This is a genomic window from Psychrobacter sp. CX21, from assembly GCF_057396255.1.
Genome location: NZ_JBXYJG010000007.1, coordinates 75,785 through 87,121, shown reverse-complemented (window position 1 = coordinate 87,121; position 11,337 = coordinate 75,785). Strand labels below are relative to the sequence as shown.

Genomic DNA, 11,337 nt, shown 5'->3' with positions numbered 1-11,337 from the left:
AATTACTAGATTGAGATCATTGGTTACTGTAATCTTCAAGCCTCAGTTGCTTCATACATTGCTCGAATATAGTGTCTAAGTTACTTCCCTCAGTGATTTGAAACTGGCGAATACCTGCTGATTGTGTCCATGCCAATGAATACTCCGAGTCTTGTAATTGCTCAGCATAGGTGATAATCGCATCTTCATCTAACATAAAAACCCGACCTGGTGAGCACTCATCATAAGTACACATCTCCAGTGCTAGGGTATCAGCGACACTGTTATGAATACGCCAACAGTTGATTAGTGCGTAAACAAACACATGCAATGTTAACGAGTTTTTCTCACCTCGCAGTGCCCTAATGTTATGTTTATTTACCCGTGTTAGTAAGCCTAGCTCGACTAGTGGACCATCAAGCGCCGTCTCGAAGTCATCGGTTTTCTTACGAGTCTTAGTGGTATAATTTTGAATTAAGCACTCAATGTCTTTTTTAACAGTAGAGTCTGAAGGCGGCTTTAGTCCAAAATCTTTAAAAAACTCTTTGAGTAAACGGGCGAACTCTTCACGGCTAAGCTCAGACTTGGTATTAATATTAAATAACCAATAATAAGTGACTAAATTAGGATTGGTAACAAGGCAATGATGCAATAACCAAATCGTTGAAGGTGACTCAAGATAGGGGTCTACCCCTTTATTATCAAGTAGATTTTCAGCATTATAAAAAGGGTTTAACTGCTTTGTGGCGTCGATATCATCGTTAACGATATCCGTCTTTTCAATACCCTTATAAGTATTGTAATAGGCGTTATTCTTGCGATATATCATAGCCGTATGCGTTGACCAAAATCGCATGGCGTTAAGCATATTTTTACCAACACCAAAGTCCGCAATCGCAGTGTCTTTAGCAAACACATTCGTATCAATATCAGGTTGACTCTCAATTTGGTCATATACTTTTTTTAGCCATCCATAGCGAAGCGGAAAGGTATCATGACCAGAAAGTGTTGGTTTAATATTATTAATCAAAGATTCGAAATAACGCATAAATACTAATCAACTTATATTAATTTGGATAAAAATTGCTTTTCTTTGTGATTGGAGATAAGTTCCAATAGCATCGAATTATATCATGTTATGATAGAGTTGACACGAAATTGACTATGTTTTATAAACGCCTAACGACTTAAGTAAACCTTATGAAAAACATATACTTAGATTATAATTCTCATACGCCGTGCGATGTCGCAGTCATACAGGCAATGAATGAATTATGGGCTCAACCTGGTAATCCTCACTCTATCAGCCATGCTTTTGGATGGCGGAAAGAGGAAATAATTAAAAATGCATTACAAAGCCTTGCGGAAATTTGCGATTGTTTTGAAGAGGACTTACTTTTTACATCAGGGGCGACAGAGGCGAATAACCTAGCGATTTCTGCTGGTATCTCAATGGCGATGCAACTAAATCCGCAGGCAGATACTATATTGACAAGTTATCTTGAGCATAAATCGGTGTTAGCACCTCTTGAACTGGTAGCAAAACAAAAAGAGCTACAGGTAATCTACGTTAAGTTAACTCCTAGCGGAACAATTGACCTTGATGACTTAGCGTTGAATCTTAAACAACACAAGGTACTTTGGGTGTCGTGTGCTATGACGAATGGCGTTATCGGTACTAATCAGCCTATAGCGAAGATATCTAAGTTATGTTCTTGGTATGATGCGTTACTTCATGTCGATGCCTCGCAAGCAGGATATTTACCGCTTAGTTGTCTTGATTTAGATGTTGATTTTCTAACCGTTTCATCTCATAAAATATATGGACCATCAGGTATTGGTCTACTGTACTCTAAGCATTTAAATAATCCTGATTTCATCCCGATAATAGTCGGTGGCGGTCAGCAAAATGGACTACGTGCTGGGACGCTAGCCACGCCGTTGATAGCTGGTTTTCAAAGGGCTTGTGAGATATTAGATGAGAATAGAGAAAATGAAGCAAGCTATTTAGAAGAACTTCGGAATTTATTACTTGAGGGATTGGAAAAAGAGCTAAGCATTAAAGTGATTGGCGATATTTATAACCGCCATCCTGGTAACTTATACCTTGCAATTGAGGGTGTCGATAGTATGCGGTTATTAAATAATCTACAACCTAAGCTCGCCTTTTCACTAGGGTCTGCTTGTGATGGACTGAATTGGGAATATCCGCCTCTATTAAAAGCGATGCAAATTTCAAAAGAAACGGCTGAGAGTAGTTTTAGAATATGCGTAGGTCGTATGACGACGACCCATGAAGTTGAATTGGCAGTTAGTCTTATTATTGAGACAGTTAAAAAGATGAGGCTAAATAATTGACATCTTCGATACTTATACATACTAGCCCTAACATACTTTATCTACATTGAACACGCTTTCATTTTAAGTGTAAAGTTCTCAGGTAACCATTCTTTCGATAGTTTAAGAAAGTTAATAAGACTCTTTTTAGATATAGTAGTCACTGAGTCAGAAGATTCCTCAGAGTAATTTTCATTAGCTTGGAATAAAAATATATGTTCACCAGAAGCTTGTTTAGTATAACTACTACGAGGCACGTTGGAATGACCCGTTTTAACCTGAGTTAAAGCTCTCTGTCCCGTTTTTGGGTTTATAGCAATATACTCAAAACTCATAGTATCTGCTTTGCGTGAGCTAGGAACAACATACCACCCCATACTCTGTAAATAAAGAAATACTAAATCTTCAGTCTCTTCGTCATTTAACATTAGAAAAATATCATCAAAATTGTCATTGCTTGTATCATAATATTGGGTTTGTGATAGTTCATTCCATAATGTTTTTGAATAGAACTTAATAGATTTACCACCTACCTTTTGGCATGCTCTAGGAGCTCTAAAGCTAGCAATTACTTTCCCTGGCACTGCTGAAATTGGTACCGCTACAAAAATGACTTTAAAAATATTAGCAATATCAATATCTTCATTAACCGCAACTTCGTTATTCAAATACTCCCACTCTGATACTACTCTAGCAAGAAAATAGCCTTTCTCTCTATATCTTGTCCATACTAAATCATCAGTTTTAACATGTTTATGAATATAAGCGCATTGATTAACATTGCTATATTTTTCTTTGGCTTTATTATAATAGTCTTTCCAAATTTTGGTGTTTTCTACACCCTGAACTCGCCACCCTACGCCTAACAAGTTATTCTCAAGACAATACTCAAATGTTCTTTTTCTTGAAGCTTTACCAGCAGGCTTAATGTGCATTCTAAAAACGTTCATATCTCATCCTTTATTCAAAGTATTTCTGAAGAAGCTAATAATCAAACGAATCGAATCTATTAAATCGTGATAACTAGGATTGCGTAGATATTGCACTAAATAAAAATGTACGGTTAATAACTGAATTTTTTGCAGCTTTTTTCAAACCAAGTTTCTAGCCTCAACCTCTAAAGCGTCACAAATTTGGTACAACTTAAGCAAAGTAATATTATACTCACCACGCTCAATTTCACTCATATAGCTTCTGTCGATTCCTGCTAACTCTGCTAGCTTTTCTTGCGATAACCCTTTCGATTTTCTTACTTCACGTAACTTTTTACCGAAAGTTAAAATCCTCTCATCTGCTGACATAATGGCTACCAATAACAAAAGTAGCATTATTCGCAGTCATGCTTTACAATATCTACGGAGTATACTCCGAACTTTGAAAAGCTATGCAAATTCTAATTGTGTATAAAGACGACTTAGCAGATGAAATTAAACATCTGTGTGCAAAATACTGGTTACGTAAACCAGGAAAAGACACAAAGTTTGTTCATACCGCCACAGACATAATGTCAGAAAGTGGCTTAGGTTTTTATGAATTTAAAAACCTTATTCAAGATAGCTGTCATATCGTTGTAGAAGATTTCCACTGTGGGGATTGTAATACCAACTGCGTAGCTTATGAAAGGAAAGCGTTTAAACGTCTAAATCTCAAGATTTGGCAGTGCGGTGAGTGTCGTCGTAAGCTAGAAAGACAAAGGATAGAGGAGCATGAAGCGCACTATAAGGAATTAGAACAAGCTCGCCTTGAAAACTTAAGACTTGTTACCCCCGTTCTAAGAGCAAGGATAGCGGAGCAGTTAAACTCAAAACCTAAAGTTGATGAGCTGGGCATCATAGATAAAATCTTACTGGTTGCCACGTCGATGGAGTTTATCGAAGAAAATTTTCGACCTACTTTGCATTTCACCACTTATACGGACAGCTCTCTCGAACCTGATTACACACCAACATCCTACTTAACTATACAAGTGCTTGAGCATCTTCTAAGTGCGAACATCATATTGTTAAATTTTGATAGAAATCTTAAAAGTATGAGGCTTGGTGATGCTGATCAATTAAGTCTCAACAATCCCTATGCAGGCTTTGATTTTGCTTTCGATAAGCAAGCCATCAAGCAGATTGAGAGAGATGTTAAACAGCGAAGATGCGCCATTGAAGATATTGAAAACCCTAAGTTTGAAGGATGGGTAAAGACTATACAGATCGCTAAGTGTGTTGCCAGTCTTAAAGATGGCTTACCTAATTCTGGTATTGGCTATCACATTGGGGATGGCGTCAAAGACTTATTTAAATATGCCCTTGATACATATACTGTTGCTGAGATGATCTATCTTAATTCGATAGCTCGTAGTCATATTGGTGATTTTGAGCGCCACAAAACACTAACTGCGTCCGAATCAGATAATGAGATAAGCGAAGGCATAGCTTTTGTTTTGAATCTATGTAGAAAAGGCTACTTTGGGAATTACCCTATACCAGAAGTTCACCCTGAAACAGCTATAGAGAAAACGTTTTCAAAATTTCTATTTGCCAGACTCAATATGTATAACTACACCTATCCAGAAATTGCTGAAAAAATCAAAAAAAGATCGAAGAAAAAGCCTCCCTCCTAAGCTTCGTATTCTTTAAACACCCCTAGAAAAGGAATTCATTTATGAAATTTTATAACTCTATGCTGTCATTACTGTCGGTAATAACACTGTCTTTCAGCACGATAGGTTGCGGTGATAACCCCTCTATTGATGGTAATAATGACGACGCACCAGTTATCGATGAGAATACTCAAGTAATGAATGATCAAGAGGTTAACGAGCCTGATTCAGTAGAAGTTACAAAGGTGAGTAATCAAGGATTTGACCCCTCTTTATATCAAGATGTCAACCAAGAAGCAGATTCTAATTACTTAATTTATTTAGCTTTAGCTCAGTATCATAAAGAGATATCTGATAAAGAGCGTTTAAATATCGCCTATCCAGATTATTTTAATGAACTAAACTATGGAAAGAAAGAAGCAATGGCTAAAGAGCTTACGCCTCAATTACATTCAGAAATGGCTAAATATGAACAGCCCTATCGTGTAAAAGTAGATTTGGTACTTAGGCAAGATCGTTACGACTATGAACAAGAGCAGGCTAAAAAAGGGCTTATGGATGTACATATTGAAATGGGTAATGGATTGTCGGGTAAATATGATTTTGAAACAAAAAGCTTTCCTATTTCAGTCATTGTTGAAGGCAGTGATAAGAACCCCTGCTGGTTTCCTTTCTTCTTATCAGATTATAACGTAGAGGCACATGATATAAGCATTGTTCCTAATGAAGCATGTTCTTTAGAAGTTCAAGATGTCGCTTTAGCTGAAGACATCTCAAAACGAAACGTGGGAGCTAAAGGTATTGGCTATTATCGTTTTGAAGATAGAATCGCTTACCCTGAACGTGTTAATTTAACTTTTTTTGATTATGAAACAGGTGAAGAGTTAGCAACTAAGACTTTTACTTGGAGTTACTAGGTTAGGACTTCCTAAATTTTCTAAGTTAGGGCGTTCAAGGTTTAAGTGGGCTTTTACCATCAGCAATTTTTAAAAAGCCTTCTATAGTCTCCTCCAAAGTCTGATGCCCCTGAATAAAACGTTCAGCCCATTGTTCAGCATGTTTACTTGGAACATAACCAGACAAGCCAACATTGCCTTTCGTTCTTGCCCAAGCTTTTCTACGTCTTGCTTGTTCTTCGAGTGATATTCTCATAATTAGAGTCCTGTTCGTTTGAATTAATGAGGTCGTTAAGTTGGTAGTGACTTTGAACCAATCTTAACTTGATAGCCAAAATTACATTGATAGTAAGTCATTAAATAACATTTTTAATGTTCAACCAATTTTAAAGGATTAACCGTATGAAAAATAGTTATATTGTAAATACTATTCTTGCCTCAATGCTAACTTTGACTTTAACAGGGTGTGGCGAGGAAAAGGTGAGAACCGTCAGCTATTATACTGAAAACCCTGACGAGATTGAGAAGGTACAGGATCGCTGTAAAGCTGAGAAAGATAAAGGGTATAAGGTTGAAGGCAACTTAGCTGAAAACTGTAAGAATGCTCGTAGGGCTAAGATGAAGCTAATTAGGTCTGCGTTGAGGTAGTGGGATATTTGATAGAAGCACATTACATACTAAATAAGAGTATGTTGTAGTTTGGATTTGAGCCAATACAGCTAATTTACATTCAAAGCGTCATTCAACCGCTTTTGCCAACGTAGAAACTCCACACTACTCTCTAAAAGCTCATACTCTTTTTTAGGATGTATCAACCTAGTAACGTCTCCAAACTTTTTCAAACTCTTATCGGTTGGCCAATGCAATGATCTTTTCACAATTCCTACCAGTGTTTTATCGAGTTGAGAGTTCCATAATTCTATATCATTGATTTTTATAATCAATGTTGACATCAATCTAACATTATCACTTGTATCAATCTCTAAGATAACAAAAGTATCATTATCCTTAGTTATTTTAACCTCAAGTAAAGTCCTGCGATTACCATCAACCGTTTCATGTAACCTTGAACGCCCAACAGCAGGAAAAAAATGTAGTGTCTCAGAGCATTCAACATCAGGACGCTCGGAAAGCATCTTAATTAGTAGTTTAAAAGCCTCAAAACGTTGCATATATAAGTCTAAATCCACAGTTTGGTCATCTAGCCCTGCAAAATCAGCCTGACATGCTGTACCATCAATTACAGCCTCATCAGTATTCAAATCAATCTCTTCAAAATCGTCGATAGAAGACTTATTTGAATCTAAACCACCGCCAGCTTTTCTTCTTACTACTTTGCTAGTTTCAATCGGGTTTGAAAATCTAAAAGTGGTTTTTGGTATGTTCAGTTTTTTGACCTTGGTATCTATATCTGCGTCTTTTTGATCATTAATAATATTATTGTCTTGAGTACTACACCCTGTAGCAGTGCCCCCTTTACCCTTTGATTGAGCACCGAACTTGAATTTTTTACTGTAGAACTTAACTTTTTTAGATAAAGCAGTTTCAATATCGCTAATATCTATAATTTCGTGAACATGGTAGTTGTTAGTCTTTTTATCAAACCATCCAGAAGTCTGTAGTGAAATACTATCTAAACTTGGATAGTCAAATTGAAAATTCCAAGATTTAATATTATTTACTTCCGCAGCCTGTTCTATAAACCTTTTTGCAATACTTTCATATGATTCACGGGCATTTTTATCCAGTAAAATCCATGCTAATAATCGCCTTTGACCATAACTATCAAAAGTTCTTAATGGTACTGTACATATGGGCAATACATCTATCAGGGTACAATCTTCATAGTCATGGTTTATATTAAACTCCCTTTTTAATATATTATGGTCAATACAATTTCTAGCCAAATAAGCATTGTGGAAAAATAATACTCTTGCAAACTCAATCTGAGGTATATGGACAGTTATTATTGACCCATCTGATCTAATATGGTCAAACACAAAGGTTTTACCACCACCTTCTGAATCATCGCTCTCTTGCCAATTAGAAGTTGAGATGTTCTGCAAATTCATTGGATAACCACCTTTCCGAGGTTGCCCATCTGAAGGGTTTATAAACCTTCTCTTTGCTATAGCTGGTAAATTCGATAGCCTAGTATGTAATATGTGATCTTGCCCATTATTTCTTATGCAAACCTTAAGATTCCATGATTTCAAATGTTTAAATTTAAAAATATTGGCAATATACCGTATTTGAGCGTCTTCTGGATAGCCTTTTACTTTCATATACTCACCTTGCTAATTCGTCTATTCACAATATTGTGAGCCTTTGATAAAAATCGACTGGACTCGTCAGTAATTCGTTCATCACTTAATCCAGCCAGTCGCAACACTTCCCAACGCTGTAAGGCTTCTTTATTTAATAGGCTATCAATTAGCACACGGCTTAATCGTCTAATCTGATAGTCACTAATATCTTCACTGTATTGTTCTAAAAACTTCGATACTACAGGCAATTTATCTAAGTTTTTTTCCATAAGCGAAACCGCACCAATTTGTTGCATCCACCATTTTTTTGATTTACGAGGCAGTGTTAAATCGATGCAGGTTTGCCTATATAGGTTAATTAAAGCTTTTGTTAACTCAATATCTCGCCTTTGCCAGTCAACAACAAAGCCTTTAGGTATATGAGGCTTATGATAGATCTTGTTAGTATTCATAAGCCATTGCTTATCGTTTCGATATAACCATGCATACAGTGCTTGATTTACTTTTCTGGCTTCTTTAACAGAGGACTTCTTGCTCTGTATCAGTTTTAACCAATCAGCTCTGTTTGCTTCAATAACTCCCATATCAACTTTAACTATACTTTTAGCTTTTTCTTTACCTGGAAGTTGTTTAAGTGGCTGATTTTTTACTTGAGTAATTACCTCTGTAAAAGTCCATGGTTTATCTTCGAACATAGAAGTAATAGCGACAATATGCTCGATATAACTAAATGACTTACGATGTTTACGAAAAATACCTCGAAGCCAACCTGTTTCACTCTCAAGATTACTTAAGTTATTTGACTCTAGGAACTCTAACGACCATCTTTTCTTTACCTTTTCTAAAATACGCTGATGATCTATATGTTGAGATCCTTTAATGCAGTCATTAGAACGAGCCAAACTTCGATAAAAAGCAGTCCACTGCTCTAAGCTTGGAGAAACTTGTATGCCAAGAGATAATAGCTCAGCTACCTTCACTGCAATAAACAAATCATCTTCACTAATATGCTCTTGGGTATGAACTAAACAGTTTCTAGTATTGGGGGCAATAAAGTCATGTCGAGAAGTTGGTCTATACTCGATTAACGAGTCTTCCAATCTAACACCATGCTTGATACAGCAATTTAATCCTGAAACCTGCCAAAGACGTGACCAATACCACTCACCATGAGCTTTAAATTGCTCCTTAAAACATTGAGGACAGTAACGAATGTACTTCAAGGAAGGAAGCCTAGATGCGTTGCTACCAATAGACAAATGAATGGCACCTTGTGAATGCCCAGCCATCCATCTTAAACACTCCTGCCTTCTATTTTCGGGAATGAACGGAGCATACAAAGGAAAAAGAGTATGTTGATAGGCGATATGATCTAGGTTAAAAGTATTTTGAGGGTAATGACCGATAATCTTAGACAAGTGACAAGGCAGGTCAACGGTTGCAACCACACCTCTATCTTCAAAAACGTCATCTAACTGCTGTTTTGGGCTCATTAATCCAGCCCTAACCTTATACCTAGCAACTGTGCTATAGATTAGCTCTTCAGGATATGGCATGGGAAGATTAATCATATTGGCTTGCTTTAGGTAACCAATCGTCAACATCAAAAATTAACGATGTGTTAGTTTTTAAATGCTTATAGAACGTTTCACTTTCATCTTTTTGACTGAACTGAAAGCGCAGGTCATCAGAGTCTAAAGTATGCCAATCCTTCTGCTTAATAGACTTTGGCTTTCTTGTAGACACTTTCGTCTTAGAAGCACTTTTAGGTTGGTTATTATCTAGATCTAACTTAGCTTCTTTCAGCCAGTCCAAAATAACAGGTATTAAATCCACCATTGTAGCTTCAGGTTGCTCAGCAACAGCTTTTTTAACTGTAGGAACCAAAAGAGGAGAGTCCTGCCCTAGGTCTACCAGCATACGATGTAATCTAATACTTAACTCATGACCTTGATATTCTGATACTTCATCAAACTCATCTCTTTTTTGATCCAGCTTACTTTGAAGCTGTAATAAATTTTTATCAATATCTGGTACTACTAGATCTGAAAACTGAGCAATTCTGTCAGCTCTACCTGACTGTAAGGCCTCAATCATAGGATGAATAGGTTTTAAATCCTCATCATAAGTATTTTGCAGCAATTTGACGGTAATACGCTCTAGTCCTGAGTCTATAGCTCTTAGCTGAGCAAGAACGAAAAGTTTAACGACAATATCCAAAACCCCTTGAGACAATTCATACCAACGATCTCTTATATCTTCAGATAACGTAATATCGGCTTTTTTTAACCACTGATACTTCCATAGATTATCGGTAAAGCTATTCCATTCAGATTTGATTACTCTGTCATCTGATAAGTGAATATTTGGTTCTCGAACCATCTGCTCCCAAAAAACTGAACCAAATCCAACGCCTCGACGAGCGGATCTTAAATCTCCTTCAAAAATAAACCTGGCTTTTGGTGTGCCAACCATAACTACGGGCAGACCCACTGTATTAACTAGCGTCACAAAAAAATTCAGCATTTTTTCAGCGCCACCAGATTTGTTAACACTCAGGTGCTGTATCTCGTCTATCACAAGGAGACCTATAGCATGGTGATTAGATATTTGACGCATTAGATTTAGCAAAGTCTCAATGCTATGTCTTTTTAAAGCGTATTTTTGTTCATAATTAGAATCTAACGCTTGGTCAATTGCTCTAAAGAAATGAAGACAAAGGCTTTTAAGAGAACCATCGTGAGGACAATCTACCCTCAGGTATACGATTTGAGTGAAATTAAATTCAGGGTGATAAATGACCTGAGGATAAGTAGACAAAATCTTATTAAGAGTAGTTGTTTTACCGCTACCCGAGCAACCTATAAAAGCTAAACTTCGTGCTGTTGAAGTAACAGTGGGGAATTTGACTGCATTATTCTCCCCTGACATTAAACGCTCGTAACCATTTTGAAGACGCGTATTTAAAGAGCCATCTTTTGGATTGCGCCCCACATACCCCTCACGAATCATCACAGATAGCTTTCTTTCTAGATCAATATGACGATTAATGGGTTGGAAAAACTGCCCCATCATTTGAGAAATTAAATGTGCTCGAACTGAAGATGACGCCTGACAGTCCGACTGATTGAAATCAACACGACCTTCAAGACTTCTAGCTACCTGTTTCGGCTCTAGAATACTGGGTAATGCCTCAATAAATGGATTACCTTTATAGCTGCCAAAACTTTCCTTATAAACAGCATTAATAATCATTCCTTGCCCCTCT

Annotated in this window: 11 protein-coding genes; 4 read left to right on the top strand and 7 right to left on the bottom strand. The window is 36.8% G+C overall.

What is annotated here, in order from left to right:
* Window positions 1–16 precede the first annotated feature (16 nt).
* Window positions 17–1,027, bottom strand: a complete 1,011-nt coding sequence (locus AC2SLP_RS05925; protein ID WP_486535735.1) for a DUF4007 family protein — start codon at window positions 1,025–1,027, stop codon at window positions 17–19.
* Window positions 1,028–1,179: 152 nt separating this feature from the next.
* On the opposite strand from AC2SLP_RS05925, the gene AC2SLP_RS05920 reads away from it, so the two are divergent.
* Window positions 1,180–2,337, top strand: a complete 1,158-nt coding sequence (locus tag AC2SLP_RS05920; protein WP_486535733.1) for a cysteine desulfurase family protein — start codon at window positions 1,180–1,182, stop codon at window positions 2,335–2,337.
* A gap of 41 nt (window positions 2,338–2,378) precedes the next feature.
* Here the strand turns inward: AC2SLP_RS05920 and AC2SLP_RS05915 are convergent, their stop codons facing one another.
* Window positions 2,379–3,266 carry a hypothetical protein gene (locus tag AC2SLP_RS05915; protein ID WP_486535731.1) on the bottom strand — a complete coding sequence of 296 codons (888 nt, stop codon included), beginning with the start codon at window positions 3,264–3,266 and terminating at the stop codon, window positions 2,379–2,381.
* A gap of 141 nt (window positions 3,267–3,407) precedes the next feature.
* Entirely contained in the window at window positions 3,408–3,617 is a 210-nt protein-coding gene (locus AC2SLP_RS05910) for a helix-turn-helix domain-containing protein (RefSeq protein ID WP_486535730.1), read from the bottom strand.
* 203 nt (window positions 3,618–3,820) lie between these two features.
* Between AC2SLP_RS05910 and AC2SLP_RS05905 the strand changes: the two genes are divergently transcribed.
* Both AC2SLP_RS05905 and AC2SLP_RS05900 read left to right on the top strand, forming a co-directional pair.
* The gene (locus tag AC2SLP_RS05905) at window positions 3,821–4,927 is read left to right on the top strand and encodes a hypothetical protein (protein ID WP_486535728.1); all 1,107 of its coding nucleotides are present in this window, start codon (window positions 3,821–3,823) and stop codon (window positions 4,925–4,927) included.
* Window positions 4,928–4,968: 41 nt separating this feature from the next.
* Window positions 4,969–5,823 carry a hypothetical protein gene (locus tag AC2SLP_RS05900; protein WP_486535726.1) on the top strand — a complete coding sequence of 285 codons (855 nt, stop codon included), beginning with the start codon at window positions 4,969–4,971 and terminating at the stop codon, window positions 5,821–5,823.
* A 34-nt stretch (window positions 5,824–5,857) separates the two neighbouring features.
* Here the strand turns inward: AC2SLP_RS05900 and AC2SLP_RS05895 are convergent, their stop codons facing one another.
* On the bottom strand, window positions 5,858–6,058 hold the full coding sequence (locus AC2SLP_RS05895) for an antitoxin VbhA family protein (RefSeq protein ID WP_486535725.1): 201 nt from the start codon (window positions 6,056–6,058) through the stop codon (window positions 5,858–5,860).
* Between the two features lie 146 nt (window positions 6,059–6,204).
* Between AC2SLP_RS05895 and AC2SLP_RS05890 the strand changes: the two genes are divergently transcribed.
* The gene (locus AC2SLP_RS05890; RefSeq protein ID WP_486535723.1) at window positions 6,205–6,450 is read left to right on the top strand and encodes an EexN family lipoprotein; all 246 of its coding nucleotides are present in this window, start codon (window positions 6,205–6,207) and stop codon (window positions 6,448–6,450) included.
* A gap of 71 nt (window positions 6,451–6,521) precedes the next feature.
* Here the strand turns inward: AC2SLP_RS05890 and AC2SLP_RS05885 are convergent, their stop codons facing one another.
* The 3 genes from AC2SLP_RS05885 to AC2SLP_RS05875 are packed head-to-tail and all read right to left on the bottom strand — an operon-like array spanning window position 6,522 to window position 11,324.
* A complete protein-coding gene (locus AC2SLP_RS05885; protein ID WP_486535722.1) occupies window positions 6,522–8,087 on the bottom strand; it encodes a Tn7-like element transposition protein TnsE in 1,566 nt (521 codons plus the stop codon).
* A complete protein-coding gene (locus tag AC2SLP_RS05880) occupies window positions 8,084–9,640 on the bottom strand; it encodes a TnsD family Tn7-like transposition protein (protein WP_486535720.1) in 1,557 nt (518 codons plus the stop codon). The genes AC2SLP_RS05885 and AC2SLP_RS05880 overlap by 4 nt, the downstream gene beginning before the upstream one ends.
* Entirely contained in the window at window positions 9,633–11,324 is a 1,692-nt protein-coding gene (locus AC2SLP_RS05875) for an AAA family ATPase (protein WP_486535719.1), read from the bottom strand. Before AC2SLP_RS05875 ends, AC2SLP_RS05880 begins: the two co-directional genes overlap by 8 nt.
* Window positions 11,325–11,337: the final 13 nt, after the last annotated feature.

Bases quoted from the DNA above. Each gene is read 5' to 3' on its own strand.
- AC2SLP_RS05925 (WP_486535735.1), bottom strand. From the start codon at position 1,027: ATGCGTTATTTCGAATCTTTGATTAATAATATTAAACCAACACTTTCT.
- AC2SLP_RS05920 (WP_486535733.1), top strand. From the start codon at position 1,180: ATGAAAAACATATACTTAGATTATAATTCTCATACGCCGTGCGATGTC.
- AC2SLP_RS05915 (WP_486535731.1), bottom strand. From the start codon at position 3,266: ATGAACGTTTTTAGAATGCACATTAAGCCTGCTGGTAAAGCTTCAAGA.
- AC2SLP_RS05910 (WP_486535730.1), bottom strand. From the start codon at position 3,617: ATGTCAGCAGATGAGAGGATTTTAACTTTCGGTAAAAAGTTACGTGAA.
- AC2SLP_RS05905 (WP_486535728.1), top strand. From the start codon at position 3,821: ATGTCAGAAAGTGGCTTAGGTTTTTATGAATTTAAAAACCTTATTCAA.
- AC2SLP_RS05900 (WP_486535726.1), top strand. From the start codon at position 4,969: ATGAAATTTTATAACTCTATGCTGTCATTACTGTCGGTAATAACACTG.
- AC2SLP_RS05895 (WP_486535725.1), bottom strand. From the start codon at position 6,058: ATGAGAATATCACTCGAAGAACAAGCAAGACGTAGAAAAGCTTGGGCA.
- AC2SLP_RS05890 (WP_486535723.1), top strand. From the start codon at position 6,205: ATGAAAAATAGTTATATTGTAAATACTATTCTTGCCTCAATGCTAACT.
- AC2SLP_RS05885 (WP_486535722.1), bottom strand. From the start codon at position 8,087: ATGAAAGTAAAAGGCTATCCAGAAGACGCTCAAATACGGTATATTGCC.
- AC2SLP_RS05880 (WP_486535720.1), bottom strand. From the start codon at position 9,640: ATGATTAATCTTCCCATGCCATATCCTGAAGAGCTAATCTATAGCACA.
- AC2SLP_RS05875 (WP_486535719.1), bottom strand. From the start codon at position 11,324: ATGATTATTAATGCTGTTTATAAGGAAAGTTTTGGCAGCTATAAAGGT.